General features: G+C 73.9%; 27 protein-coding genes. 18 read left to right on the top strand and 9 right to left on the bottom strand.

Annotated features, from left to right (window positions below; translation table 11 throughout):
- The first annotated feature begins 2 nt into the window (after window positions 1-2).
- Genes sufB through GSF02_RS13690 form a run of 7 tightly spaced genes read left to right on the top strand, consistent with a single transcriptional unit; the run spans window position 3 to window position 6095 of the window.
- Window positions 3-1430: a Fe-S cluster assembly protein SufB gene (gene sufB, locus GSF02_RS13660; protein ID WP_159797424.1), complete on the top strand. Its 1428-nt coding sequence runs from the start codon at window positions 3-5 to the stop codon at window positions 1428-1430.
- A 1-nt stretch (window position 1431) separates the two neighbouring features.
- Window positions 1432-2652: a Fe-S cluster assembly protein SufD gene (gene sufD / locus GSF02_RS13665; RefSeq protein WP_159797426.1), complete on the top strand. Its 1221-nt coding sequence runs from the start codon at window positions 1432-1434 to the stop codon at window positions 2650-2652.
- Window positions 2649-2993 (top strand): non-heme iron oxygenase ferredoxin subunit, encoded by a 345-nt coding sequence (locus tag GSF02_RS13670; protein WP_159797428.1) that lies wholly within the window; start codon window positions 2649-2651, stop codon window positions 2991-2993. The genes sufD and GSF02_RS13670 overlap by 4 nt, the downstream gene beginning before the upstream one ends.
- Window positions 2994-3040: 47 nt before the next feature.
- Window positions 3041-3808, top strand: a complete 768-nt coding sequence (gene sufC / locus GSF02_RS13675) for a Fe-S cluster assembly ATPase SufC (protein WP_159797430.1) — start codon at window positions 3041-3043, stop codon at window positions 3806-3808.
- A gap of 58 nt (window positions 3809-3866) precedes the next feature.
- The gene (locus GSF02_RS13680; protein WP_159797432.1) at window positions 3867-5183 is read left to right on the top strand and encodes a SufS family cysteine desulfurase; all 1317 of its coding nucleotides are present in this window, start codon (window positions 3867-3869) and stop codon (window positions 5181-5183) included.
- Window positions 5184-5235: 52 nt separating this feature from the next.
- Window positions 5236-5721, top strand: coding sequence for a Fe-S cluster assembly sulfur transfer protein SufU (gene sufU, locus GSF02_RS13685; protein ID WP_201308935.1), 486 nt, complete (start codon window positions 5236-5238; stop codon window positions 5719-5721).
- Between the two features lie 11 nt (window positions 5722-5732).
- A complete protein-coding gene (locus GSF02_RS13690) occupies window positions 5733-6095 on the top strand; it encodes a metal-sulfur cluster assembly factor (protein WP_159797434.1) in 363 nt (120 codons plus the stop codon).
- Between the two features lie 123 nt (window positions 6096-6218).
- Here the strand turns inward: GSF02_RS13690 and GSF02_RS13695 are convergent, their stop codons facing one another.
- Both GSF02_RS13695 and GSF02_RS13700 read right to left on the bottom strand, forming a co-directional pair.
- Entirely contained in the window at window positions 6219-6464 is a 246-nt protein-coding gene (locus GSF02_RS13695; protein WP_159797436.1) for a helix-turn-helix domain-containing protein, read from the bottom strand.
- A 133-nt stretch (window positions 6465-6597) separates the two neighbouring features.
- Window positions 6598-7962 carry a glycoside hydrolase family 30 protein gene (locus GSF02_RS13700; protein ID WP_159797438.1) on the bottom strand — a complete coding sequence of 455 codons (1365 nt, stop codon included), beginning with the start codon at window positions 7960-7962 and terminating at the stop codon, window positions 6598-6600.
- Between the two features lie 279 nt (window positions 7963-8241).
- On the opposite strand from GSF02_RS13700, the gene GSF02_RS13705 reads away from it, so the two are divergent.
- The 3 genes from GSF02_RS13705 to GSF02_RS13715 all read left to right on the top strand — a co-directional run bounded on the left by GSF02_RS13705 (window position 8242) and on the right by GSF02_RS13715 (window position 11207).
- A complete protein-coding gene (locus GSF02_RS13705; protein WP_159797440.1) occupies window positions 8242-9291 on the top strand; it encodes a YdcF family protein in 1050 nt (349 codons plus the stop codon).
- Window positions 9292-9462: 171 nt separating this feature from the next.
- A complete protein-coding gene (locus GSF02_RS13710) occupies window positions 9463-9858 on the top strand; it encodes a PadR family transcriptional regulator (RefSeq protein WP_159797442.1) in 396 nt (131 codons plus the stop codon).
- On the top strand, window positions 9858-11207 hold the full coding sequence (locus GSF02_RS13715; protein WP_159797444.1) for a permease prefix domain 1-containing protein: 1350 nt from the start codon (window positions 9858-9860) through the stop codon (window positions 11205-11207). Before GSF02_RS13710 ends, GSF02_RS13715 begins: the two co-directional genes overlap by 1 nt.
- Window positions 11208-11300: 93 nt before the next feature.
- Here the strand turns inward: GSF02_RS13715 and GSF02_RS13720 are convergent, their stop codons facing one another.
- Window positions 11301-12899, bottom strand: a complete 1599-nt coding sequence (locus GSF02_RS13720; protein ID WP_159797446.1) for an ABC-F family ATP-binding cassette domain-containing protein — start codon at window positions 12897-12899, stop codon at window positions 11301-11303.
- Between the two features lie 231 nt (window positions 12900-13130).
- Here GSF02_RS13720 and ypfJ point away from each other — a divergent pair, with 231 nt between their 5' ends.
- A complete protein-coding gene (ypfJ, locus tag GSF02_RS13725; RefSeq protein WP_159797448.1) occupies window positions 13131-14030 on the top strand; it encodes a KPN_02809 family neutral zinc metallopeptidase in 900 nt (299 codons plus the stop codon).
- A 20-nt stretch (window positions 14031-14050) separates the two neighbouring features.
- Here the strand turns inward: ypfJ and GSF02_RS13730 are convergent, their stop codons facing one another.
- Genes GSF02_RS13730 through GSF02_RS13740 form a run of 3 tightly spaced genes read right to left on the bottom strand, consistent with a single transcriptional unit; the run spans window position 14051 to window position 15689 of the window.
- Window positions 14051-14977, bottom strand: coding sequence for an SURF1 family cytochrome oxidase biogenesis protein (locus GSF02_RS13730; protein WP_159797450.1), 927 nt, complete (start codon window positions 14975-14977; stop codon window positions 14051-14053).
- Complete coding sequence (locus GSF02_RS13735; RefSeq protein WP_159797452.1) at window positions 14974-15228, bottom strand: hypothetical protein; 255 nt, start codon at window positions 15226-15228, stop codon at window positions 14974-14976. Before GSF02_RS13735 ends, GSF02_RS13730 begins: the two co-directional genes overlap by 4 nt.
- The gene (locus tag GSF02_RS13740) at window positions 15225-15689 is read right to left on the bottom strand and encodes a DUF3099 domain-containing protein (RefSeq protein WP_235915572.1); all 465 of its coding nucleotides are present in this window, start codon (window positions 15687-15689) and stop codon (window positions 15225-15227) included. The genes GSF02_RS13735 and GSF02_RS13740 overlap by 4 nt, the downstream gene beginning before the upstream one ends.
- A gap of 214 nt (window positions 15690-15903) precedes the next feature.
- On the opposite strand from GSF02_RS13740, the gene fabG reads away from it, so the two are divergent.
- The 5 genes from fabG (at window position 15904) to GSF02_RS13765 (ending at window position 20208) form a co-directional block, all read left to right on the top strand.
- Window positions 15904-16662 carry a 3-oxoacyl-ACP reductase FabG gene (gene fabG / locus GSF02_RS13745; protein ID WP_159797454.1) on the top strand — a complete coding sequence of 253 codons (759 nt, stop codon included), beginning with the start codon at window positions 15904-15906 and terminating at the stop codon, window positions 16660-16662.
- 93 nt (window positions 16663-16755) lie between these two features.
- A complete protein-coding gene (gene fabI / locus GSF02_RS13750; RefSeq protein WP_159797456.1) occupies window positions 16756-17523 on the top strand; it encodes an enoyl-ACP reductase FabI in 768 nt (255 codons plus the stop codon).
- A gap of 36 nt (window positions 17524-17559) precedes the next feature.
- Window positions 17560-18081 (top strand): SixA phosphatase family protein, encoded by a 522-nt coding sequence (locus GSF02_RS13755; RefSeq protein WP_159797458.1) that lies wholly within the window; start codon window positions 17560-17562, stop codon window positions 18079-18081.
- 55 nt (window positions 18082-18136) lie between these two features.
- Window positions 18137-19624 (top strand): purine-cytosine permease family protein, encoded by a 1488-nt coding sequence (locus tag GSF02_RS13760; protein WP_159797460.1) that lies wholly within the window; start codon window positions 18137-18139, stop codon window positions 19622-19624.
- Complete coding sequence (locus tag GSF02_RS13765) at window positions 19621-20208, top strand: cysteine hydrolase family protein (protein WP_235915573.1); 588 nt, start codon at window positions 19621-19623, stop codon at window positions 20206-20208. Before GSF02_RS13760 ends, GSF02_RS13765 begins: the two co-directional genes overlap by 4 nt.
- A gap of 59 nt (window positions 20209-20267) precedes the next feature.
- Here the strand turns inward: GSF02_RS13765 and serB are convergent, their stop codons facing one another.
- Both serB and glgC read right to left on the bottom strand, forming a co-directional pair.
- Window positions 20268-20993 (bottom strand): phosphoserine phosphatase SerB, encoded by a 726-nt coding sequence (serB, locus tag GSF02_RS13770; protein WP_159797462.1) that lies wholly within the window; start codon window positions 20991-20993, stop codon window positions 20268-20270.
- On the bottom strand, window positions 20986-22227 hold the full coding sequence (gene glgC / locus GSF02_RS13775; RefSeq protein ID WP_159797464.1) for a glucose-1-phosphate adenylyltransferase: 1242 nt from the start codon (window positions 22225-22227) through the stop codon (window positions 20986-20988). Before glgC ends, serB begins: the two co-directional genes overlap by 8 nt.
- Before the next feature lie 115 nt (window positions 22228-22342).
- Here glgC and glgA point away from each other — a divergent pair, with 115 nt between their 5' ends.
- Complete coding sequence (glgA, locus tag GSF02_RS13780; protein WP_159797478.1) at window positions 22343-23581, top strand: glycogen synthase; 1239 nt, start codon at window positions 22343-22345, stop codon at window positions 23579-23581.
- A 58-nt stretch (window positions 23582-23639) separates the two neighbouring features.
- On the opposite strand, the gene GSF02_RS13785 is transcribed toward glgA, so the two are convergent.
- On the bottom strand, window positions 23640-24413 hold the full coding sequence (locus tag GSF02_RS13785; protein WP_159797465.1) for a hypothetical protein: 774 nt from the start codon (window positions 24411-24413) through the stop codon (window positions 23640-23642).
- 60 nt (window positions 24414-24473) lie between these two features.
- Between GSF02_RS13785 and GSF02_RS13790 the strand changes: the two genes are divergently transcribed.
- Complete coding sequence (locus tag GSF02_RS13790; RefSeq protein WP_159797467.1) at window positions 24474-25286, top strand: ABC transporter ATP-binding protein; 813 nt, start codon at window positions 24474-24476, stop codon at window positions 25284-25286.
- The last annotated feature ends 60 nt before the right edge of the window (window positions 25287-25346 follow it).

Raw genomic sequence — 25346 nt, forward strand, 5'->3', positions numbered from 1 at the left:
AGATGACTGCACCCACGGAGCAGCGCACCGACGAGGAGATCATCGCCTCGATCGGTTCGTACGAGTACGGCTGGCACGACAAGGACGACGCCGGCGCCACCGCGCAGCGCGGCCTGAGCGAGGACGTCGTGCGCAACATCTCGGCGCTCAAGAACGAGCCCGAGTGGATGCTCAACCAGCGCCTCAAGGCCCTGCGCCTGTTCGGCAAGAAGCCCATGCCGTCCTGGGGCGCCGACCTGTCCGGCATCGACTTCGACCGGATCAAGTACTTCGTGCGCTCCACCGAGAAGCAGGCCGCCAGCTGGGACGACCTGCCCGAGGACATCCGCGCCACCTACGACAAGCTGGGCATCCCCGAGGCGGAGAAGCAGCGCCTCGTGGCCGGCGTCGCGGCGCAGTACGAGTCCGAGGTCGTGTACCACCAGATCCGAGAGGACCTGGAGAAGCAGGGCGTCATCTTCGTCGACACCGACACCGGCCTGCGCGAGTACCCGGAGCTGTTCCAGGAGTACTTCGGCACGGTGATCCCGGCCGGCGACAACAAGTTCGCCGCGCTGAACTCGGCCGTGTGGTCGGGCGGCTCGTTCGTCTACGTGCCGCCGGGCGTGCACGTCGAGATCCCGCTGCAGGCCTACTTCCGGATCAACACCGAGAACATGGGCCAGTTCGAGCGGACGCTGATCATCGCGGACGAGGGCTCGTACGTGCACTACGTCGAGGGCTGCACCGCGCCGATCTACTCGAGCGACTCGCTGCACTCCGCGGTCGTCGAGATCGTCGTGAAGAAGAACGCCCGCGTGCGCTACACGACGATCCAGAACTGGTCGAACAACGTGTACAACCTCGTGACCAAGCGCGCCACGGCCGCCGAGGGCGCCACCATGGAGTGGGTCGACGGCAACATCGGCTCCAAGGTCACGATGAAGTACCCGGCGATCTACCTGCTGGGCGAGCACGCCCGCGGCGAGACGCTGTCGATCGCCTTCGCGGGCGAGGGCCAGCACCAGGACGCCGGCGCCAAGATGGTGCACGCCGCGCCGCACACCTCGAGCTCGATCGTCTCGAAGTCGGTCGCGCGCGGCGGCGGGCGCACGTCCTACCGCGGCCTGGTGCAGGTGCTCGAGGGCGCCGCGCACTCGGCGTCCAACGTGCTGTGCGACGCGCTGCTCGTCGACCAGATCTCCCGGTCCGACACCTACCCGTACGTCGACGTCCGCGAGGACGACGTGTCCATGGGCCACGAGGCGACCGTCTCGCGGGTGAGCGAGGACCAGCTGTTCTACCTGATGTCCCGGGGCATGGAGGAGACCGAGGCCATGGCCATGATCGTGCGCGGGTTCGTCGAGCCCATCGCGCGCGAGCTGCCCATGGAGTACGCGCTCGAGCTCAACCGCCTCATCGAGCTGCAGATGGAAGGGTCCGTCGGCTGACATGACGACCGCTACTGAGAAGACCACGCTGACCACGGACCACTCGCGCGCGGTCGCCGACGGCGCCCACTCGCACGGCCTCGTCCCGCAGGGCTCGCGCGCCGAGCGCGTCACCTCGTTCGACCTGGCCGACATCCCCGTGCCCACCGGGCGCGAGGAGGAGTGGCGGTTCAGCCCGGTCGCCCGCCTCCAGCCGCTGTTCTCCGCGGAGCTCGGCGCCGACGGCGTGCGCACCACGGTGACCGCCGCGCCCGAGGTCAGGGTCGAGACCGTGGGCCGCGACGACGAGCGCCTCGGCAGGGCCGGCAAGCCCGGCGACCGCACCGCCGTGACCGCGTGGAACGCGTTCACCGAGGCCACGGTCGTGACGATCCCCGCCGAGGCCGTCGCCTCCGACGTCACCACCGTCCGCGTCGACGGCGTCAGCAAGGCCGCGACGGCCACGCACGTGCTGATCCGCGCCGAGAAGTTCTCGCAGGCAGTGGTCGTGCTCGACCACGACGGCGACGCGCTGCTCGACGAGACGGTCGAGATCGTCGTCGAGGACGGCGCCCACCTGACCGTCGTGTCCGTCCAGGACTGGGCCGACGGCGCCGTGCACGCCTCCTCCCAGCGCGCCGTGGTGGGCCGCGACGCCACCCTCAAGCACGTCGTGGTGACGTTCGGTGGCGACGTCGTGCGCGTCACCCCGGACGCGGCGTTCACGGCCGAGGGCGGCGAGGTCGAGATGGTCGGCCTGTACTTCGCCGACACCGACCAGCACCAGGAGCACCGCCTCTTCGTCGACCACGGCCAGCCGCGCTGCAAGTCCCGCGTGACGTACAAGGGCGCCCTGCAGGGCGCCGGCGCGCACGCGGTGTGGGTCGGCGACGTGCTGATCCAGGCCGACGCCGAGGGCACCGACACCTACGAGCTCAACCGCAACCTCGTCCTGACCGACGGGGCGCGCGCCGACTCGGTGCCGAACCTCGAGATCGAGACCGGCGAGATCGAGGGCGCCGGCCACGCGTCGGCGACCGGCCGGTTCGACGACGAGCAGCTGTTCTACCTCATGGCCCGCGGCATCCCCGAGGTCGACGCCCGCCGCCTGGTGGTGCGCGGCTTCTTCGCCGAGCTGATCGACGAGATCGGCGTGCCGGCCGTCGAGGAGCGCCTGCTCGCCTCGATCGAGGCCGAGCTCGAGAAGTCGATGAGCGTCATCACCGGCGAGGCCGGCCGGTGACGGCCCAGTTCGCCTGTGCGGTCGACGAGCTGGCCCCCGAGGAGGCCAAGCTCGTCGAGCTCACCGGCGTCGACGGCGCCCCCGTCCCCGTCGCGCTCGTGCGCGACGGCGACGGCGCCTTCCACGCCCTGTCGGACGTGTGCTCGCACGGCGCGGTCTCGCTGTCCGACGGCGAGGTCGAGGGCTGCCTCGTCGAGTGCTGGCTGCACGGCTCGCAGTTCGACGTGCGCACCGGCAAGCCCGTCCAGCTCCCCGCGACCCGGCCCGTGCCGGTGTACCCGGTGACCGTCGAGGGCGACCAGGTCCTGGTCGACGTCGACGCGCCGGTCGCCGTCGCCTGACGCCGAACCCGTCCCCTCAGCTTCCGAACCCCCTGGAGAACCACCGCATGTCCACCCTGGAGATCCGCGACCTGCACGTCAGCGTCGAGACGAAGGAGGGCCCCAAGCCCATCCTGCGCGGCGTCGACCTGACCATCCGCAGCGGCGAGACGCACGCCATCATGGGCCCCAACGGCTCCGGCAAGTCCACGCTCGCCTCGGCGCTCGCGGGCCACCCGAAGTACACCGTCACCGGCGGCACCGTCACGCTCGACGGCGAGGACGTCCTCGCGATGAGCGTCGACGAGCGTGCTCGCGCCGGCGTGTTCCTCGCCATGCAGTACCCGGTCGAGGTGCCGGGCGTGTCCGTGGCGAACTTCCTGCGCACCGCCAAGACCGCCATCGCCGGCGAGGCCCCCTCCCTGCGCGCGTGGGGCAAGGAGGTCCGCTCGGCCATGGAGAACCTGCGGATCGACCCGGCCTTCGCCGAGCGTTCCGTCAACGAGGGCTTCTCCGGCGGCGAGAAGAAGCGTCACGAGATCCTGCAGCTGGAGCTGTTCAAGCCCCGCTTCGCGATCCTCGACGAGACCGACTCCGGCCTCGACGTCGACGCGCTGCGCATCGTCTCGGAGGGCGTCAACCGCGCCAAGGACGCCACCGACGTCGGCGTGCTGCTGATCACCCACTACACGCGCATCCTGCGCTACATCAAGCCCGACTTCGTCCACGTCTTCGTCGACGGCAAGATCGCCGAGGAGGGTGGCCCCGAGCTCGCCGAGCGGCTCGAGGAGGAGGGCTACGACCGGTACGTCGGTACCGGCGCCACGATGGCCTGACGTCCCGCCGGGACTTCCCAGGAGCAGGACCACCTCAGGGACACCGAGGGAGACGCAGATGACCACCACCGACACCGTGCGCCCGGCCGGGGCGCCCGGCCCCGCCGTCGACGCCGTCGACTGGGCCGCCGTGCGGGCCGACTTCCCGCTGCTGGAGCGCACGGTGCGGGGTGGCCGTCCGCTCGTCTACCTCGACTCGGCCGCGACCTCGCAGAAGCCGAACGTCGTGCTCGAGGCGGAGGTCGAGTTCTACGAGACCCGCAACGCCGCCGTGCACCGTGGCGCCCACCAGCTGGCCGAGGAGGCCACCGAGGCGTTCGAGGACGCCCGGGCGGCGGTCGCGGCGTTCGTCGGGGCCGACACCGACGAGATCGTCTGGACCCCGGGCGCCACGTCGGCGCTGAACCTCGTCGCCTACGCGCTGGGCAACGCAACGGCCGGGCGCGGGGGAGCGGCGGCCGAGCGGTTCGTGCTGCGGCCCGGCGACGAGATCGTCGTCACCGAGGCCGAGCACCACGCCAACCTCGTGCCGTGGCAGGAGCTGTGCGCCCGCACCGGCGCCGTCCTGCGCTGGTTCGGCGTGACCGACGACGGCCGGCCCGACCTGTCGGCGATCGACGACGTGATCACGGACCGCACGCGCGTCGTCGCGTTCGGTCACGTCTCCAACGTGACCGGTGCCGTGGCGCCGGTGGCCGAGCTGGTCGCCGCGGCCCGCCGGGTCGGCGCCCTCACGGTGCTCGACGCCTGCCAGTCGGTGCCGCACCTGCCGGTCGACCTGCACGGGCTCGGCGTGGACTTCGCCGCGTTCAGCGCGCACAAGATGCTCGGGCCCACCGGCGTCGGCGCCCTCTACGGGCGGCGCGAGCTGCTCGCGGCCATGCCGCCGGTCACCACCGGCGGGTCGATGGTCGAGGTCGTCACGATGGAGGCCACCACCTACGCGCCGCCGCCGCAGCGGTTCGAGGCCGGCACGCAGATGGTCGCCCAGGCCGTGGGCATGGGCGTGGCCGCGCAGTGGCTGGGCGAGCTCGGGATGGCGAACGTCGCCGCCCACGAGCGCGCGCTGGCCGCCGAGCTGGTCAAGATCGCCGACATCCCGGGCGTGCGGATCGTCGGGCCGGCGGACACCGCCGACCGGCTCGCCGTGGTCTCGTTCGTCGTCGACGGCGTGCACGCCCACGACGTCGGGCAGGTGCTCGACGACAAGGGCATCGCGGTGCGGGTGGGCCACCACTGCGCCCAGCCGCTGCACCGCCGGTTCGGCGTGGCTGCCACGGCCCGGGCCTCGGCCTCGGTCTACACGACCGTCGAGGAGGTCGTGGCGTTCCGGGAAGCGCTGGCGGGGGTCCGCGCGTTCTTCGGGGTGGAGTGACCGCCGGGCACCCGGTCGGTCGGACGGAATCGGACGAAGGACGACGCAGCACGTGAGCTCGCTCGAGCAGATGTACCAGCAGGTGATCCTCGACCACGCCAGGCACCCGCACGGCCGGGGCCTGGTCGACGTGGCCGCCGGGCACCTCGCGGGGGAGTCGCACCAGGTGAACCCCACCTGCGGCGACGAGGTGACGCTGCGCGTCGACGTGGTCCCCGCCGCCGACGGCGCCGGCCCGGTCGTGGCGGGCGTCTCCTGGGAGGGACAGGGCTGCTCGATCTCGCAGGCGTCGACGTCGGTGATGACCGAGCTGGTCAGCGGCCGGTCCGTCGCCGAGGTGGAGCGGCTGGACGCCGTCTTCCACGACCTCATGGGCTCGCGCGGCAAGGGTCTGGACGACGACGCCGCCGAGGACGCCCTCGGCGACGCGACCGCGTTCACCGGCGTCTCGCAGTACCCCGCCCGCATCAAGTGCGCGCTGCTCGGCTGGGCGGCGCTCAAGGACTCGCTGGCGCGCAGCGGCGCGCTGGCCGGCTGAAGGAGGACCCCATGACCGAGGAGACGACCACCGGGGCCGTCGCCCCGCCGGCGGCGTCGCCGTCCCCCACGACGGTGGCGGACGTCGAGGAGGCGCTGCGCGACGTCATCGACCCGGAGCTGGGCATCAACGTGGTCGACCTGGGCCTCGTGTACGGCATCCAGATCGACCCGAACAACCACGCGACCATCGACATGACGCTGACGTCCGCGGCCTGCCCGCTGACCGACGTGATCGAGGACCAGTCCGCGACCGCCCTGGAGGGCATCGTCGCCGACTTCCGCGTGAACTGGGTCTGGATGCCGCCGTGGGGCCCGGAGCGCATCACGGACGAGGGCAAGGAGCAGCTGCGGATGCTCGGGTTCAACGTCTGAGCGGTCCTGCCGGCACCGCCCGGCACGGGACGAGGCGGCGGCCCGGGTCGGACCCGGGCCGCCGCCTCGTGCGTGTCGGTCGTGCCACCGACGGCGCCGCCCCCTGGCGCGTCGGCGCTGCGGTCAGCTCGCCGCCTGGAGCCCCGCCTCGCGGGCCCACGCCACCGCGTCCGCGCGGGTGGAGACGCCGATCTTGCGGTACGCGCTGCGGACCTGCGACTTGACGGTGTTGCGCGTGACGAACAGGCGGCTGGCGATCTGCTCGAGGGTGACGTCCTCGGCGAGGTTCGCGAGCACCACCTGCTCACGCCGGGTCAGCGGGGCGGACACGGCGACGGGTGCCGGGCGGTGCGTCTCGACGAGGGTCATGGCTTCCTCCTGTGCAGCCGGCCGGCAACAGGGGTGCCGGCTCTACCAGGAGAGAGTCGCTGGGGGCGCGATCATGACGCGGTTTCGCCGAACTTCTCTCCCGAGCTTCTCCGCCCGGCGCTGCGACGGGCCCTCAGACCTCCACGACGAACGTGTTGAACGAGTCGGCCGGCAGCACCGGGGTGACGACCTCGTCGCCGACGAGGATCGAGACCGGCATCGCCTCGGATGTGTCGTTCTGCATCACGACGACGAGCGAGCCGTCGGGGTTGCGGAACGCCAGCTGGTTCTCGTAGCCCGCGTAGCTGAGGGTCGGCACGAGGCGTGCCCCCGGCTGCACGAAGTGGCTCAGGTGCTTGAGCACGTAGTACTCGTGCGTGTACTCGAACTGCCCGGCCTCGGCGTCGACGACGACGAGCGAGTTCTGCGACCAGCCCCAGCGGCTCACCCCACCGCGCTCGAGCGAGAGGTTCCAGTACTGGTAGGCGTTGGCGCCGTTGTTGAGGAAGTCCCGCATGAGGCGCCACGCGTAGCGGGCGTAGCGCCAGTCGTTCTTGCCGTCGCCGCACTCCTGCTCCGTCTGGAACAGGCGCAGCCCCGGGTAGTCGCGCTTGAGGAAGGGCATGATCGTCTTGCCGTGCCACTGCACGCCGATGCCCGTGATCGCCTCGGCGGCCACCGGGTCGGCCAGCACGTCGGACACGAGCTGCTCGTTCGGGCGCTCCACGGTGCCGAGAAAGATCTCGACGCCCCGCTCGCGCATCCTGGGCGCGAGGTGGCGCAGGAAGCCGACCAGGCCCTGCGGCGTCCAGGTGCAGCTCGGGTACGGCTGGGCGGAGTTGAACTCGTTCTGCGGCATCACCATGCTGATGTCGATCCCGAGCGCGGCGTACGCGTCGACGAACCGGGCGAAGTACTCCGCGTACGTCGCGAGGTACTTCTCCTCCTGGATGAACGAGTCGGTGCCCTCCGCCTGGACCTGGTCCGGCCGCAGGCCGTTCTCCACGCCGTTCACCCAGGGCTGCGCCGAGGCGTAGTGCCCGTTGGTCTTCATCCACTGCGGCGGGCACCACGGGGACGCCCACAGCCTCAGGTCGCTGCGGTGCTGCTGCGCGGCCCGGATGTACGGGACGAGCGTCTCCAGGTCGTTGTCGATGCTGAAGTGCTCGAGCTCGAAGTCGTCAGGCACCTCGGCGTACGAGTAGTAGTCCCGGGCGAAGTCGTTGGCTGCGATCGGCATGCGCCCGATCGTGAAGTTGCCCCCGACCCCGGGGGCGTACATCTCCCGGAAGATCTCGCTGCGCTGGTCCTCGCTGAGGTGGCTCAGGGACGTCCACCCGAGCTCGTTGAACGTCGCGCCGAACCCCTCGATCTCCTGCTGCTCGTCGTCGAGCGAGACGAGCACGTCGGGGATCCGGTCGATCGCGGCGGGCTCCACGGCCGCGAGGCGGCGCCAGTGCGCGTCCTCGGTCGTGCTGGTCCAGCTGGCAATTCGCATCGGGCGCTCCCACGTGGTCGGTCGGGGGAGGGCGGCGCCGCCCTCCCGGAGGCGGGACCGCGCGGTCCCGCAGGGTGCCGGCGGTCGGTCGCCACCAGGCCACCGCGCGTGCGGCGTGGCTCCTACCGACCACCTGATAGGTAACGCGAGGCTACCCCCTGATCCCGACCGGTTGGAAACTGTTGGCGGGACCCCCGAGCGCGCCGGCGGGGCGAGGGCCCGTGGCGCGCCGACCGGATCGCGGCTCGGCCGTCTGCGCGCCGTCGCTACGATCGCCGCGTGAGCCAGTTCGCGCCGGTCGCCGTGCAGCTCCTGCTCGTCCTCGCCGGCGTGGTGGTGACCGGCGGGCTGCTGACGTGGTCGCTCGCGCGGGACGCGCGCTCGCTGCGCAACGGCTTCCTCGTGCTGGTGGTCGCCTACCTCGCGATGGGCGTCGTCACCGTCGTGGTCTCGGCCTCGAGCGTCCTGCGCGTCGCCGCCGATGTCGTCACGCTGGTCGTCGCGGGCGTCGTCGGGCTCGGCCTCCTGCTGCTGCCGCTGCTGCTGGTGGCCGACGGGGTCGTCATGGTGCGTCGAGAGCGGCGGTCCCTGGGCAACGCGCTGTCGCTGGTGACGGGCGTCGGCCTCCTGGTCCTGCCCCTCGTCGTCGTCGTGCTCGTGCGCCACGAGAACCCGGTGACCGGGAGCCTGGCCGTCGGCCTGCTCGCCGCGCAGGCCTGCGCGGGCCTGCTGTTCCTGGCCTTCGCCGTGCACACGGCGTTGTACGCACGCCTGGCCCGGCGGGCGCCGGCGCGCGCGGTGATCGTGCTGGGCGCCGGCCTGGTCGGGGGGCGCGTGTCGCCGCTCCTCGCGGCGCGGCTGCGGCGCGCGGTCGCCGCGGCCGAGGAGCGCGACGGGCCGGACGGCAGGCCCGTCCTGGTGCCCAGCGGTGGACGTGGCAGCGACGAGCCGCGCGCCGAGGGCGAGGCGATGGCGGAGTGGCTCCGCGAGCACGGCGTCCCCGCCCGGGACATCCTCGTGGAGGACGAGTCGCGCACCACGCAGGAGAACCTGAGCTACAGCGCTCGGCTCCTGCGGGAGAACGGCCTCGACGGTCCGTACCTCATCGTGACCAACAACTACCACGCTCCCCGGGCGGCGATGCTCGCCCGCCGCCTGGGCATCGACGCCCAGGCCGTCGGAGCGCCGACGGCGCCGTACTACTGGCTCAGCGCGTACCTGCGGGAGTTCGTGGCCGTGATGGTCGAGCACCGCCCGCTGGTGCTGCTGTCCGGCGCGGCCGTGGTCGCCATGACGGTCATCGTCTGGGTGGCGCTCGCTGCCCGGTGACGACTGCCGCCGCCCGCTGGGCGCGCAGGCTCAGCCCGGCAGCCCCGGCAGCCCCGGCAGCCCCGGTAGCCCCGGAGGGCGGCGCCGCCGACCGTGCACGCCGTCGTCACACGATCCATACCTAGCACTGTTAGGGTTCGATACCTCGCAGCGCTAGGTATGGAGGACATCGTGCGCATCGACAAGGACCTGGTCGCGGCGTCCGCGACGCCGCTGGTGCTCGGCATCCTCGCCGAGGGCGACCTGCACGGGTACGCGATCCTCAAACGGGTGGCGGAGCTCTCCGGCGGACGCATGCAGTGGTCGGACGGGATGCTCTACCCGCTCCTGCACCGCCTCGAGCGGCAGGGCTTCGTGGCCGCCGCGTGGGGCACGTCAGAGGCCGGGCGGCGGCGCAAGCACTACGCCCTCACGCCCGCCGGGCGCGACGCGCTGGCCGAGCGCCAGGAGCAGTGGAGCGTCGTCGCGGACGCGCTGAAGCAGGTGTGGCAGCACGCCCGGGACTCCGCGGAGCGGGTCGCGCAGGGACCGGCCGGGCTCGCCCGGCCCGCCGAGGGGTGGGCCTGATGCGCCCCGAGGTGGAGGAGCAGATCGCGCGGTGGCGCGAGTACGTCCACCGGCGCCGGGCCGTCTCGACCGCCGACGTCGACGAGCTGGAGGACCACCTGCGCGCGCAGGTCGCCGACCTCGGGGCCGCGGGGCTCGACGACGACGAGGCGTTCCTCGTGGCGATCAAGCGGATGGGCGACCTCGACGCCGTCTCCCGCGAGTTCGCCGTGGAGCACTCCGAGCGGATGTGGAAGCAGCTCGTCGTGCCGGCCGACGACGCGGCCGGCGGCACCGCCTGGCGCGAGCTCGCCGTCGTCCTCGCGCTCGCGGTCGGCGCCGGTGCCGCCCTGCGGGTGGGGCTCGCCCTGCTGCCCGGCGACGCCCTGCTGCGCAACGCCGCCCTGCTGGTGCTGCCGTTCGTCGTCGCCTACTTCGCCTGGAAGCGCCGGCTCACCGCGCGGGCCGTCGCGGCCCTGGCCGTGCCCTACGCGGCGCTCGCCGTCGTCGTCAACGTCTACCCGTTCGAGCCCGGCGCCGCCGGCAGCCCTGGCGCGACGGCGGTGCTCGCCGCCCTGCACGCCCCGGTGGTGCTGTGGCTGCTCGTGGGCCTGGCCTACGTCGGCGGGCGGTGGCGCTCCGACGGGCGGCGCATGGACTTCGTGCGCTTCACCGGCGAGCTGGCGATCTACTGGACGCTGCTCGCGATCGGCGGCGGCGTGCTCCTCGGCCTGACCGTGGGCGTGCTGGGGCTGGTCGGTGTCGACTTCGAGCCGGTGCTCGGCGACTGGGTGCTGCCGCTGGCGGTGCCGGGCGCCCTCGTGGTCGCGGCGTGGCTCGTGGAGGCCAAGCAGGACGTCGTCGAGAACATCGCCCCGGTGCTGACCAAGGTCTTCACGCCGCTGACGATCGTCATGCTGCTCAGCCTGCTCGGCGTGCTGCTCACCGCCGGCGACCTCGTCGACGTCGACCGCGAGCTGCTCATCCTCATGGACGCGATCCTCGTGCTGGTGCTGTGCCTGCTGCTGTACGCGATCTCCGCGCGCGACCCGCTGACGCCCCCCGGGCTGTTCGACGCGCTGCAGCTCGTGCTCGTCGTCGCGGCGCTCGCGGTCGACGCGGTGATGCTCACCGCCATGCTCACCCGCATCGCGGAGTTCGGCTTCAGCCCCAACAAGGTCGCGGCCCTCGGGCTCAACCTGCTGCTGCTCGTGCACCTGGTGCGCGCGGCGTGGCTCACCGTCGGCTTCCTGCGCCGGCGCCGTCCCTTCGGCGCCCTCGAGCGCTGGCAGACGCACTACCTGCCGGTCTACGCGGCCTGGGCGGCCGTCGTCGTGGTGGTCTTCCCGCCGCTGTTCGCCTTCGCCTGACCCCGCGCAGGCGCCACAGGCGTCGTGGGTACGGAACACGCCGTGCGATCCGCGGATCGCACGGCGTGTCCTGTACCCACGACCGGGAGGGGCTCAGGCGAGCGAGACGAGCTCCGCATAGGACTCGTTCCAGAGGTCCTCGTCGCCGTCGGGCAGCAGCAGCACCCGGTCCGGGCGCAGCGCGTCGACCGCGCCGTCGTCGTGCGTGACCATGACGACCGCGCCCTCGTAGGTGTCCAGCGCCCCGAGGATCTCGGCGCGCGAGGCCGGGTCGAGGTTGTTCGTCGGCTCGTCCAGCAGCAGCACGTTGGCGCTGGAGACGACGAGCGTGGCGAGCGCGAGGCGGGTCTTCTCGCCGCCGGACAGCACGTGCGCCGGCTTCTCGGCGTCGTCCCCGGAGAACAGGAACGAGCCCAGCACGCTGCGCACCTGCGTGTCCGTGAGGTCCGGCGCCGCGTGCCGCAGGTTCTCCACGACGGTCGCGTGCATGTCGAGGGTGTCGTGCTCCTGGGCGTAGTAGCCGAGCTTGAGCCCGTGGCCCGGCACGACCTCGCCGGTGTCCGGCTCCTCCACCCCCGCCAGCATGCGCAGCAGCGTCGTCTTGCCGGCGCCGTTGAGGCCGAGCACGACGACGCGCGAGCCGCGGTCGATCGCCAGGTCCACGCCGGTGAACACCTCGAGCGAGCCGTACGACTTCGACAGGTCCTTGGCCGTGAGCGGGGTGCGCCCGCACGGCGCCGGGGTGGGGAAGCGCAGCTTGGCCACGCGGTCCGACTGCCGCTCGCCCTCGAGCCCGGACAGCATCGTCTCGGCGCGGCGGATCATGTTCTGCGCCGCGACGGCCTTGGTCGCCTTCGCGCGCATCTTCTCGGCCTGCGCCATGAGCGCCGAGGCCTTCTTCTCGGCGTTGGCGCGCTCGCGCCGGCGACGCCGCTCGTCCTGCTCGCGCTGCTCGAGGTACTTGTCCCAGCCCATGTTGTACTGGTCCAGCTCGCCGCGGTTGGCGTCCAGGTGGAACACCTTGTTCACGGTCGCGCGCAGAAGCTCCACGTCGTGCGAGATCACGATGAAGCCGCCGGGGTAGGACTTGAGGAAGTCCCGCAGCCAGAGGATCGAGTCGGCGTCGAGGTGGTTGGTCGGCTCGTCGAGCAGCAGCGTGTCGACGCCGGAGAACAGGATGCGCGCCAGCTCGATGCGCCGGCGCTGGCCGCCGGACAGGGTCTGCAGCGGCTGGCCCAGCACGCGGTCGTCGAGACCGAGGTTGCTCGTGATGCGGTGGGCCTCCGACTCGGCCGCGTAGCCGCCGGCGGCCAGGAACCGCGCCTCGAGCCTCGGGTAGCGCTCCATCGCGGCCGCGGCGGTGTCCGGGTCGGCCGAGGCCATCTGCCCCTCGGTCTCGCGCATCTTGCGCACGACCTGGTCGAGACCGCGCGCCGAGAGCACCCGGTCCATCGCGACGACGTCGAGGTCGCCCGTGCGCGGGTCCTGCGGCAGGTAGCCGATCTCGCTGCCGCGCACGATCTGCCCGCCCGTGGGCTGGCTCTCGCCGGCGAGGGTCTTGGTGAGCGTGGTCTTGCCCGCGCCGTTGCGGCCGACGAGGCCGATGCGGTCGCCCGGGCCGATGCGGAAGCTGGCCTGGTGCAGCAGGACGCGGGCGCCGATGCGCAGCTCGACGCCGTGGGCGGTGATCACGGTCTCGGGAATCCTCAGGGTCGGGACGGGCGGCCGCGGGTCCCGCGGCGGGCGCGCTCGTGCCCCGGACGGGCGAGCGGGCGGCCTGTCGAGTCTAACGGCCGCCCGCGGCGCCGGCGGGAGCGCTTTTCGTCACGCCGGGCGATCGTGCGCCGCGTCGCGCGGCGGGGCCGCCCGGTCGCGCCGGTGCTGCACCGGCGAGCGGCGCGCGCCGTGGGTACGTTGCGACACGTGACGTTCCAGGACGGTGGACAGTTCGAGGGCGGCCGGGTCCGCAAGGGCGGCGGCGGCCGGCGCGGCGGGCTCATCGCCGGCGGCGGCATCGGCGCGGTCCTGGTCGCGCTGGTCGCGGTGCTCCTCGGCGGCAACGGCGGCGACCTCGGCCAGCTCGCCGACCAGCTGACCGGTGGCCAGCAGCAGGGGACGGGCCAGGAGCAGTTCGTCGGCGAGTGCTCCGCGCAGCAGGCGAACAGCGACCGCGAGTGCCGGCTGAACGCCACGGTGCAGTCGCTCGACGCCTACTGGGCGGGCGTGCTGCCGCAGCAGGCGAGGGTCGAGTACACCCAGCCGCCGGTCGAGAGCTTCTCCGGCTCGACGACGACGGCGTGCGGTGCGGCGTCGTCGAGCACCGGACCCTTCTACTGCCCGCCCGACCAGACCGTCTACATCGACCTGTCGTTCTACGACCTGCTGCAGCAGCAGTTCGGCGCGAGCGACGGCGCGCTCGCCGAGGAGTACGTGGTGGCGCACGAGGTGGGCCACCACATCGAGAACCTCATCGGCGCGATGGACGCCGCCGACCGCAGCGGCAGCGGCCCGGAGTCGGGCTCCGTGCGGATCGAGCTCATGGCCGACTGCCTCGCCGGCATGTGGGCCGGCGACGCCGCCCGGACGGTCGACCCGGACACCGGGGTGCCGTTCCTGCGGCCGATCACCGACGAGGAGCTGCGCGACGCCCTCGACGCCGCGGCCGCCGTCGGCGACGACCACATCCAGCGGCAGGCGACCGGGCAGATCGACCCGGAGGGGTTCACGCACGGCACGTCCGAGCAGCGGGTGCGCTGGTTCACGACCGGCTACGAGGGCGGCACCCTGGCCGACTGCAACACCCTGGAGGCCGCCACCCTCTGACCGCCCACGTACGAGAGGGGTCAGTCGCGGCCGTCGTCCAGCAGGGCGTCCTCGAGCTCCTCGTCGGTGGGGCGCCGGCGGCGCTCCGGGCGCCGCGCGCGCACCGCCGACCCGCCGGTCCCGGGGTCCCCGGCCGCCTCGGCCTCCGCGAGCAGCAGGTCGCCGGCCGTCACGGTGCTCCCACGGGTCTCGCGCCGCCACAGCAGCACGTAGCCGGAGACGGCTCCGAGGGCGAAGACGCACCACTGGAACGTGTAGGACAGGTGCGACCCGGGGTCGGTGTCCGGCGGCGGCAGCGGGACCAGCGCCTGCGCCGACGCCGGGTCCTCGCTGCGCAGCTGGCCGTACGCGCCGACCGTCCGGCCGTCGGCCCAGCCCGCGCCCCCCGGGCCGGCGGCGAGCACCTGGCGGGTGTCGATCGCCTGCACCTGACCGGGTGGCGCGCCACGGCCCGACGCCGGCTCGTCCGGGCGCAGCGTGACGACGACCGTCACGCGCCCGTCGGGCGGCGCGGGCACGGCGTCGGGGCTGCTGGCGTCCTCCCCGAGCGGCACGAACCCGCGGTCCACCACGAGCACGGTGCCGTCGTCGGCCTCGAAGGGCACCAGCACGTGGAAGCCCGGCGTGCTGTTCACCGGCCGGTTGCGCAGCAGGACGGTCGCCTCGGGGACGTACTGCCCCGTCAGCGTCGCCGGGCGCCACTCGTCGTCGGCGGGCAGCGTCACGCCGGGGGCGGGCAGGACCTGCTCGGCGGGCACCGCGGGCGCGGAGTAGTTGGACTCGACCAGGTGGATCTGCGCCATCCGGTCGGTGTACCGGTGCCACTGCCACACGGCGGCGAGCACGCACAGCGCGGCGAGCGCGACGGCGCCGAGGCCGAGCGTGACCCACTGACGGCGGGTGCGCTGCGAGCGGGCGGTGGCGGGGACCGGGGGAGCGGCCGTCACGGGCGCGCGTCCGGGTCGAAGCGGTCGAGCTCGTCCGTGGGCACGGTCTGCTTCCAGAACCCCCGGCTCGACAGGAAGCCCTCGAGGTGGTCGCGGTGGGCGTCGCACGCGAGCCACACCTTGCGCCGCGCGGGCGTGTGCAGGCGCGGGTTGTTCCACAGCAGGCCCCATGCGGCGCTCTCGCGGCAGCCCTTGGCCGAGCACAGCAGCTCGCCCTCGGCCACCGGGTCGGGGCGCAGCAGGTCGATCACCGGTTCTCCTCGCGGTCGGGGGTGGCGTCCGGACGTCCCGCCGAGCCGCCGTCCCCGCTCGTGGGGTCGGCGTCCTCGGGGTCGGGGACGTGCTCGATGACGGGGTGGTGCTCGCCCGGCGGCTCCTCCGACGTCGGTGTCGCCGGCAGGGCGTGCGGCTGCGGCGGCGGCACGACCGGGACCTCCCGCGAGCTGCGGTCGCGCCCGGCGTTGGCCAGCAGCACGGCGACGTAGGGGATCACGACCGCGCCGATGATCAGGACGATCCGCAGCCAGGTGACGTCGATGAAGACCGCGCCCGCGAAGCACACGACGCGGATGCCCATCTGGATCAGGTACCGGCGCGTGCGGCGCGACTGGTCCTCCGACAGGCCCTGGGGTGCGCTCGTGATGGACTGCACCTCGTGGTCAGGCCTGTCGCCGTGCCCGGAGCGCGACGACGTCGCGCGGGTGCTGCTCACTCACCCAGTCTAGGCGGGGCGCCGCGCCTCGCAGCACCCTGGCGGCGCGGGCCGGGGCGCCGGCGAACGTTGTAGGAAACCGACAAGTCCGCGGCGCGATGCGGTCAGCGCCGTGCGCACCCGGCGTCCGGGGGCGCCGGTACCGTCACCACCGGACCAGAGCGCGGACCTGCCCCGACGGGAGGGCCCGCGCGCCGCCGAGGAGAGGACCCCCGTGACCGCACCGAGCCCGCAGGCCACCCCCCAGCCCGTCCCGCAGGGGCAGGACGGCGGCCGCGTCGTCGTCGTCACCGGAGCCGCGCGCGGCATCGGCCGCGCGATCGCCGAGCGGTTCGTCGCCGCCGGCGACACCGTGGCGACCCTCTACCGCGGCGGGGACCTGCCGCAGGGCGTGCACGGCTACGTGGCCGACGTCACCGACACCGCCGCGGTGGACGCGGCGTTCACGGCGATCGAGAAGGAGCTCGGCCCGGTCGAGGTGCTGGTCGCCAACGCCGGCGTGACGCGCGACGGGCTGCTCATGCGCATGTCCGACGACGATTTCACCGCCGTGCTCGACGTCAACCTCACCGGCACGTTCCGCTGCGTGCGCCGCGCCTCGAAGGGCATGATCCGGCTGCGCCGCGGCCGGATCGTGCTGGTCGGCTCGGTCGTCGGCCTGTACGGCGGCCCGGGGCAGGTCAACTACTCGTCGTCGAAGGCCGCCCTGGTGGGCATGGCCCGCTCGATCACCCGCGAGCTCGGCGGCCGCGGCATCACCGCGAACGTCGTGGCCCCCGGCTACGTCGAGACCGACATGACGGCCGCGCTGCCCGAGGACACCCAGGCGCAGTACAGGACGGCGATCCCGGCGGGCCGGTTCGCCTCGACCGACGAGGTCGCCGGCGTGGTCCAGTTCCTCGCCTCCGACGCCGCGGCGTACGTCAGCGGCGCCGTGATCCCCGTCGACGGCGGCCTCGGCATGGGCCACTGACGCCCGCGGGCGCCCCGTCCCCCCTCCCGCGGCACGTCACCGCCTCGTCGTGCCGCTACGCTCCCTTCTGCACACGTTCACCGAAAGGTCATCATGGGTCTGCTCGACGGCAAGAAGCTCCTCGTCACCGGGGTGCTGACCGACAGCTCGATCGCGTTCCACGCGGCGCGCCTCGCCCAGGAGGAGGGCGCCGAGGTCGTGCTCTCGTCGTTCGGCCGCCAGATGAAGCTCACGCAGGCGTTCGCCAAGCGGCTGCCCGTCGAGGCTCCGGTGGTCCAGCTCGACGTCACCGACGCCGACGACCTCGCGAACCTCGCCGACGCCGTGCGCGAGCACGTCGACCACCTCGACGGCGTGGTGCACTCCATCGGCTTCGCCCCGCAGTCCGTGATGGGCGGCAACTTCCTCTCGGGCACCTGGGAGGACGTCGCCACGGCCCTGCAGGTCTCGACGTTCTCGTACAAGTCGCTGGCCGTGGCCGCCAAGCCGCTGATGACGAACGGCGGCGCCGTCGTCGGCCTGACCTTCGACGCGCAGTTCGCCTGGCCGGTCTACGACTGGATGGGCGTGGCGAAGGCCGGCCTCGAGTCGGCCAACCGGTACCTGGCCCGCGACCTGGGCCCGGACGGCATCCGCGCCAACCTGGTCTCCGCCGGCCCGATCCGCACCACCGCTGCCAAGTCGATCCCCGGCTTCGAGACGATGGAGGACGCCTGGCCGCGCCGGGCGCCCCTGGGCTGGGACCAGACCACCGCCGAGCCGGCCGCCCGCGCCGTCTGCGCCCTGCTGTCCGACTGGTTCCCGGCCACCACCGGCGAGATCGTGCACGTCGACGGCGGCGTGCACGCGATGGGGCAGTAAGCCCCACCCCTGCGACGTCCGGCTTCGAGGGAGACGATGACCGCACGACGGCTCGTGCTGCTGCGGCACGCCAAGGCCGAGCCCGCCCGGGGCGAGGTCCCCGACGACATGCGCCCCCTGGCGCTGCGCGGGCGCAGCCAGGCCGGCGCGGTCGGCAAGGCCTTCTCGGCGGCCGCCCTGGTGCCGGACGTCGCGCTCGTCTCGACGGCGCTGCGCACCCGCCAGACGTGGGAGCTGCTGTCGTCCCGCCTGCCCGACCCCTCGCGCGTCCTGCTGCGGCTGCGCCCGGAGATCTACGAGGCGTCCGTGGCCGACGTGCTCGCGCTGGTGCGCGGGCTCGACCCGCAGGTCGGCACGGTCCTCGTCGTCGGGCACGAGCCCACGATGGCCGCGACGGCGGCGCACCTGGCCGGTCCGGGGTCCGACGACGCCGCGCTGGCGCAGGTGCGCGTCGGCGTGCCGACCGCCACCTGGTCGCTGCTGGAGTCGGACGCCGAGTGGGCGGACTGGGGCCGCGGCGGGGCGCGGCTCGCCGAGGTGTCCCGGCCCGGGGACTGAGGCGCACCCGTCCAGGGTGCTGACGTGCGGCCCCTGCTCTGGCAGGATCCCGCTCATGTCCACCGTGAACGGGCCCCAGGGCCCCGGGGCACCGGCCGCCGCCGTGCCCGACGCGCCGCCGGCGGCGGGGCTCGCCGTCGAGCTCAACGCGCTCAACACGATCGACGAGTCCGAGCGCAGAGGCCGGCCCCGCAGCCTCTTCTGGCCGTGGTTCGGCGCCAACGTCTCCGTGCTCGGCCTCGGCTACGGCTCCTACCTGCTCGGCTTCGCCGTCTCGTTCTGGCAGGCGGTCGTGGTCGGGGTCGTCGGCATCGTCGTGTCGTTCCTGTTCTGCGGGTTCATCTCGCTGGCCGGCCGGCGCGGCTCCGCGCCGACGATGGTGCTGTCCCGCGCCGCGTTCGGCGTGCGCGGCAACGCCCTGCCGTCCGTGCTGTCCTGGGTCCTCACGGTCGGCTGGGAGACCGTGCTCGTCTCGTTGGCCACGCTGGCCACCGCCACGGTGCTCGGCGAGCTCGGCTGGGGCGGCGGCACCGTGACCCAGGTGGTCACGCTCGTCGTCGTGGCGGCCGTAGTCGTCGCCGCCGGCGTGTTCGGCTTCGACCTCGTGATGCGGCTGCAGGTGCTGATCACCGTGCTGACCGGCGTGCTCACGGTGGTCTACGTGCTTCTCGTGGTCGACCACGTCGACTGGTCCGCCGTCGCGGCGATCTCCGGCGGCGGGACGCCGCAGGTGATCGGCGGGCTGGTGTTCATGATGACCGGGTTCGGCCTGGGCTGGGTCAACATGGCCGCCGACTACTCCCGCTACCTGCCGCGGGCCTCCTCGGGCCGCGGCATCGTCGGATGGACGACGTTCGGCGCCTCGCTCGCGCCGGTCGTGCTGCTGGTCTTCGGCCTGCTGCTGGCCGGCTCCGACGCCCAGCTGAACGAGGCCATCGGCGCCGACCCCGTCGGGGCGCTGTCCACGCTGCTGCCCACGTGGTTCCTGCTGCCGTTCGCGCTCGTCGCGCTCGCCGGTCTGGTCGGGGGAGCGGCGCTGGACATCTACTCCTCGGGCCTGGCCCTGCTGTCGCTCGGGCTGCCGGCCCCCCGCTGGGCCGCCGCGCTGATCGACGGCGTGCTCATGGTGCTCGGCGCGATCTACATCGTGTTCGTCGCCGACTCGTTCATCGGCCCGTTCCAGGGCTTCCTCATCACCCTCGGCGTGCCGGTCGCCGCCTGGTGCGGGGTGCTGCTGGCCGACATCCTGCTGCGCCGCCGCGACTACGCCGAGGCCGAGCTGTACGACGCGCGCGGGCGCTACGGCTCCGTGCGGTGGAGCGCCGTCGTGCTCGTCGTGGTCGGCACGGTGCTGGGCTGGGGCCTGGTGACCAACACCTCCGCGCCCTGGCTCGGGTGGCAGGGGTACCTGCTCGGCCCGCTCGGCGGCACCGAGGGCAGCTGGGCGTTCGCGAACCTCGGCGTGCTGGTGTCCCTCGTGGTCGGGTTCGCCGGCACGCTGGCGCTCACCGCGGGCGCCGTGCGCCGCCAGGAGGGCCGGTGAGCACCCCGGCCGGCGGGGCCGCCGCCGTCCCCGGCCCCGGCGCGGCGCTGGTGCTGATCGACCTGCAGAACGTGTTCGCCCACCCGCCCAGCCCGTGGGCCGCGCCCGGCTGGGCGACGGCGCTGGCCGGCGTCCGGCGCCTGCTGCCGGCCTTCGCGGGCCGGACGGTCTTTACCCGGTACGTCGCGCCCGAGCGGCCCCAGGGCGCCTGGCGGCCCTACTTCGAGGCCTGGCCGTTCGCGCTCGTGCCGCCGGACGACCCGCTGTACGCGGTCGTCGACGAGCTGGCCGACGCCGCCGCCGGCGCACCGACGGTCACGGCGACCACGTTCGGCAAGTGGGGAGCGGAGCTGGACGCGGCCACCGGCGCGGCGCCCGAGCTCGTGCTCGCCGGCGTCTCCACCGACTGCTGCGTGCTGTCGACGGCGCTCGCGGCGGCCGACGCCGGACGGCGGGTGCTGGTGGTCGAGGACGCCTGCGCCGGGGCGAGCGACGCCGACCACGCGCGGGCCCTCGACGCGATGCGGCTGTACGCGCCGCTCGTCGAGGTGACCACCGTCGACGCGGTGCTCGCCGGACGCTGAGCCCGCCGGACGCCGGGCCCCGCCGACGTTGTAGGCCGGGCGCGCCGGGTCCCGCGCCGTCAGACGCGCGCGGCCTCGGCCTGCTCGACGACGTCGAGCACCTCGTCGAGGCGGCCGTCGAGCGCCCACGGCGCCCGGGCCCGCACCACCGGCTTGGCGCGGAACGCGATGCCGACCCCGGCGGCCGCGATCATCTCGAGGTCGTTCGCGCCGTCGCCCACCGCGACGGTGTCGGCGAGCGGCACCCCCTCGGCCTCGGCCCAGGCGCGCAGGGTCGTGGCCTTGACCGTGCGGTCGACCACGGGCCCCAGGGTGCGCCCGGTCAGCACGCCGTCGGCCACCTCGAGGCGGTTGGCGTGCACGCGGCTGATGCCCAGCGAGGCGGCGAGCGGCTCGACGATCTCGGCGAAGCCGCCGGAGACCAGGCCGAACGCCCAGCCGCGGGCCTGGCACCCGGCGACGAGCTCGGCGGCGCCGGGCGTCAGCACGACGGCGTCGCGCACCGCCGCGAAGACGCTGACCGGCAGGCCGGCGAGCGTCGCCACGCGCTCGCGCAGCGACGCGGCGAAGTCCAGCTCGCCGCGCATGGCGCGCTCGGTGATCTCGGCGACGCGCTCGCGCGTGCCGGCGTGCTCGGCCAGGAGCTCGACGACCTCCTGCTGGATGAACGTGGAGTCGACGTCCGTCACGACGAGGCGGCGGCGCCCGGCCCGGGGGGCGGGGTGCGCGGCGTCGTCGTGACCGGCGTCGGACCGGGTGGTGCTGGGGGTGGTGCTGTCAGGCAACGACCGTTCCCTTCGGGACGACGGTGATCCCCGACTCGGTGACGGTGAACCCGCGGGCCAGGTCCTCCTCGTGGTCGACGCCCACCCTGGCCCGCTCGCCCACGACGACGTTCTTGTCGAGGATCGCGTGGTGGATCTGGGCGTGCCGGTGCACCTGGACGTCGTCGAACAGGACGGCGTCGGTGACCGTGGCCCACGAGTGCAGGTGCACGCCCGGGGACAGGATGGACCCTGCGACGGTCGCGCCGGAGACGAGCACACCAGGCGAGACGATCGAGTCTGCCGCGTGGCCGAGGCGCCCGGGGCCGGCGTGCACGAACTTCGCCGGCGGCAGGCCGGTGTAGCCCGTGTACAGGGGCCACTCGTCGTTGTAGAGGTTGAACACCGGCTGGATCGCCATGAGGTCCTTGTTGGCCTCGAAGAACGCGTCGATGGTGCCGACGTCGCGCCAGTAGTCCCGGTCCCGGTCGGTGGAGCCGGGCACGTCGTTGCGGATGAAGTCGTAGACGCCGGCGGTGCCCTCGGCGACGAAGGCGGGGACGATGTCGCCGCCCATGTCGTGCCGGGAGTCCGGGTTCGCGGCGTCCTTGGTGACGGCCTCGACGAGGGCGTCCGCGTCGAAGACGTAGTTGCCCATCGACGCCAGGACCTCCTGCGGGGAGTCCGGCAGGCCGACGGGGTTCGTCGGCTTCTCGAGGAAGTCGCGGATGCGGGTCGGGTCCGCCGGGTCGACGTCGATGACGCCGAACTGGTCGGCCAGGGCGATGGGCTGGCGGATCGCCGCCACGGAGGCCCGGGCGCCGGACTCGACGTGGGCGTCCACCATCTGCGAGAAGTCCATGCGGTAGACGTGGTCGGCGCCGACCACGACCACGATGTCGGGGCGCTCGTCGTCGATGATGTTGAGGCACTGGTAGATCGCGTCGGCGCTGCCGAGATACCAGTGCTTCCCGACGCGCTGCTGCGCCGGGACGGTGGAGACGTAGTTCCCCAGGAGCGGGGACATCCGCCAGGTCTTGGAGATGTGCCGGTCCAGGGAGTGCGACTTGTACTGGGTGAGCACGACGACGCGCAGGTAGCGCGAGTTGATCACGTTGGAGAGCGCGAAGTCGATGAGGCGGTAGATCCCGCCGAACGGCACCGCCGGCTTGGCCCGCTGGGCAGTCAGCGGCATCAGCCTCTTGCCCTCGCCACCGGCAAGGACGATCGCGAGCACGCGTGGGTTGGACGCCATGGGACCGACGATAGGGCCAGCGCCCGGCTTCCGCCGGTCGGCCCGGCGGCGCGCCGTGGGCGCCCGACCCGCGGGGACGCCCGAGCGTCGCTAGCGTGGGCCCGTGAACAGTCGACTGCGCGTGGACCTGCTGACCCGCGAGTACCCGCCGCACGTGTACGGCGGTGCCGGCGTGCACGTCGCCGAGCTCTCGGCGGTCCTGCGTCCCCTCGCCGACGTGCGCGTGCGCTGCTTCGACGGGCCGCGGCAGGCCGACGACGTCGCCGCGGGCGTCACCGGGTACGAGGTGCCCGACGCGCTCGCGGGCGCCAACCCGGCCCTGGCGACGCTCGGCGTCGACCTGCAGATGGCCGAGGACGTCGCCGGGGCCGACCTGGTGCACTCGCACACCTGGTACGCCAACCTGGCCGGCCACCTCGGCGGCCTGCTGCACGGGATCCCGCACGTCGTCTCGGCGCACTCCCTCGAGCCGCTGCGGCCGTGGAAGGCCGAGCAGCTCGGCGGCGGGTACGCCGTGTCCAGCTGGGCCGAGCGCACCGCCTACCTCGGGGCGGCGGGCATCATCGCCGTCTCCGCGGGGATGCGCGCGGACATCCTGCGCGTGTACCCGCAGCTCGACCCCGAGCGGGTGCACGTGGTGCACAACGGCATCGACCTGGCCGGCTGGGTGCGCCCGCCCGCGGGCGACGCCGACGCCGAGGCGACGGTGCGCCGGCTCGGGGTGGACCCGCAGCGGCCCGCGGTGGTGTTCGTCGGGCGGATCACCCGGCAGAAGGGCCTGCCGTACCTGCTGCGCGCGGCCGAGGTGCTGCCGCGCGAGGTGCAGCTCGTGCTGTGCGCCGGCGCGCCCGACACCCCGGAGATCCTCGCGGAGGTCAAGGAGCTCGTCGCCGGGCTGCGCGCCGCGCGCGGCGGTGGCGACGGCGACGACGCCGGCGTGGTGTGGATCGAGGAGATGCTGCCGCGGCCGGACCTGATCGCGGTGCTCGCGGCGAGCACGGTGTTCGTGTGCCCGTCGGTCTACGAGCCGCTCGGCATCGTCAACCTCGAGGCGATGGCCGTGGGGCTGCCCGTGGTGGGCACCGCGACCGGCGGCATCCCGGAGGTGGTCGACGACGGCGTGACCGGCGCGCTCGTGCCGATCGAGCAGGCCGACGACGGCACCGGCACCCCGCTGGACCCGGACCGGTTCGTGGCCGACCTCGGCCAGGCGCTGCTGGACGTGCTCGCCGACCCGGCCCGTGCCGCGGAGATGGGCGCCGCGGGGCGCCGGCGGGCCGAGGAGCACTTCGCCTGGGCGGCGATCGCCGAGCGCACGATGGAGGTCTACCGCCGGGTGCTCGAGGGGGCCTGACCGGGCCTGAGCGGAGGCCTGTTCGGAGGTCTGGCCGGGCTCCCGGACGGGCGCCGGCTCAGCCGTCGACGCGCGCGTACGAGGCCGCGCCCAGCGCGTGCCGCGCCGTGCGCGCCACCTCCCGCAGCGCCGTCGACCGCTGGTCGGCCTGCCACAGGTTGACGGCGCCGCCGTCGTCGGCGGTCGCGAGGTCGACGATGGCCAGCAGGCGCGAGGCGAGCTGCAGCACCCGGGCGCGGCGCCCGTCCAGCGGCGGCACCGGCCAGGAGGAGGTCGAGGACCGGCGGACGGCCTCGATGGCGTCGGCGGCGTCGTCGCGCCAGCGGGCGACGTCGAGCGAGTCCAGCGCCTCGGTGGCCGTGATCAGGGACGTGCGCAGCTCCCGCTCGGCGTCGGCGAGCGAGCCGAGGGCGCCGGCCACCGCCGTCGACCACGGCGGCACGGGCACGACCTGCCACTCGACGAGGTGGCCGGTCTCGAGCGCGCTGCCGAACGCGGTGATCCGCGGGACCGCCGCCCACGCGCCGGCGGGGGTGGCGACGAGCACGCACTCGCCGGCCTCCGTGGCGTCGTGCGACGCGGCGGCCGGCACGCCCGCCGGGTCGCCGGGCGCGGGCAGGACGGCGCAGACCTCGCGCGGCCCCGACGACCACGTCGCGACCAGGTCCTTGAGGCCGGCGGCGTCGTCGCCGAAGCCGGGCAGGCCCGTCACGGTGTGCGGCTCGTCGTCGTCCTGCACGGAGCGGACGGCGACGCCCGGGGCTGCGCCCACGGCCTGCAGCCACAGCGCGAGGACCGTGCTGCGGGTCAGGGCGACGGGGTCGGCGGACACGTCGGCCAGGGTACCGGCGGCGGCCCGGGAGCGGCACGTCGCTCCGGTAAGGTCGCCCGCATGACCACGGTTCTCGACCTGAAGGGCGTCACCGTCCGGCGCGGCACCGCCACGATCCTCGACTCGGTGGACTGGCAGGTGAACGAGGGCGAGCGCTGGGTGGTCCTGGGCCCGAACGGCGCCGGCAAGACGACGCTGATGCAGATCGTCGGGGCGCGGATGCACCCGACGTCGGGCACCGCGCAGGTCCTCGACGCGACGCTGGGCAAGGTCGACGTGTTCGAGCTGCGCCCCCGCATCGGCCTGGCCTCGGCCGCCCTGGCCGAGCGCATCCCCGGCTCGGAGACGGTGCGCGACGTGGTGCTCACCGCCGCCTACGGGGTGACGGGGCGCTGGCGCGAGGAGTACGAGGAGCTCGACGCCGAGCGTGCCGCCGACCTGCTCGCCGCGTTCGACGTCGACCACCTGGCCGACCGCACGTACGGCACGCTGTCCGAGGGCGAGCGCAAGCGCGTGCAGATCGCCCGCGCGCTGATGACCGACCCCGAGCTGCTGCTGCTCGACGAGCCGGCCGCCGGGCTGGACCTCGGGGGGCGCGAGGAGCTGGTCGGGGCGCTGTCCGAGCTCGCCGCCCACCCGGCGTCGCCGGTGCTGATCCTCGTGACCCACCACGTCGAGGAGATCCCGCCCGGCTTCACGCACCTGCTGCTGCTCGGCCCGCACGGGCGCATCCACGCCGCCGGCCCGCTCGAGGACGTGCTCACCGCGGAGAACCTCTCCGGCGCCTTCGGCATCGAGCTGCTCGTCGCGCACGGCGGCGGCCGCTGGCTCGCGCGCGCGGCCCGCTCGGCCGCCACCGCCGCGCGCCACTGAGGCGCCCCCGCCAGCTCGCGCCGCCGACCCACCCGCCCGCTCGCGCCCACCCGCCCGCCC

This window comes from Puerhibacterium puerhi (genome assembly GCF_009846865.1).
Classification (GTDB): Bacteria; Actinomycetota; Actinomycetes; order Actinomycetales; family Cellulomonadaceae; genus Puerhibacterium; species Puerhibacterium puerhi.

Coding starts and splice junctions, on each gene's coding strand:
- GSF02_RS13680 (WP_159797432.1), top strand. CDS start 3,867: ATGACCACCACCGACACCGTGCGCCCGGCCGGGGCGCCCGGCCCCGCC.
- GSF02_RS13700 (WP_159797438.1), bottom strand. CDS start 7,962: ATGCGAATTGCCAGCTGGACCAGCACGACCGAGGACGCGCACTGGCGC.
- glgC (WP_159797464.1), bottom strand. CDS start 22,227: ATGGCGTCCAACCCACGCGTGCTCGCGATCGTCCTTGCCGGTGGCGAG.
- GSF02_RS13790 (WP_159797467.1), top strand. CDS start 24,474: ATGACCACGGTTCTCGACCTGAAGGGCGTCACCGTCCGGCGCGGCACC.
- GSF02_RS13755 (WP_159797458.1), top strand. CDS start 17,560: ATGACCGCACGACGGCTCGTGCTGCTGCGGCACGCCAAGGCCGAGCCC.
- GSF02_RS13690 (WP_159797434.1), top strand. CDS start 5,733: ATGACCGAGGAGACGACCACCGGGGCCGTCGCCCCGCCGGCGGCGTCG.
- GSF02_RS13760 (WP_159797460.1), top strand. CDS start 18,137: ATGTCCACCGTGAACGGGCCCCAGGGCCCCGGGGCACCGGCCGCCGCC.
- sufC (WP_159797430.1), top strand. CDS start 3,041: ATGTCCACCCTGGAGATCCGCGACCTGCACGTCAGCGTCGAGACGAAG.
- GSF02_RS13695 (WP_159797436.1), bottom strand. CDS start 6,464: ATGACCCTCGTCGAGACGCACCGCCCGGCACCCGTCGCCGTGTCCGCC.
- GSF02_RS13715 (WP_159797444.1), top strand. CDS start 9,858: ATGCGCCCCGAGGTGGAGGAGCAGATCGCGCGGTGGCGCGAGTACGTC.
- sufB (WP_159797424.1), top strand. CDS start 3: ATGACTGCACCCACGGAGCAGCGCACCGACGAGGAGATCATCGCCTCG.
- sufD (WP_159797426.1), top strand. CDS start 1,432: ATGACGACCGCTACTGAGAAGACCACGCTGACCACGGACCACTCGCGC.
- fabI (WP_159797456.1), top strand. CDS start 16,756: ATGGGTCTGCTCGACGGCAAGAAGCTCCTCGTCACCGGGGTGCTGACC.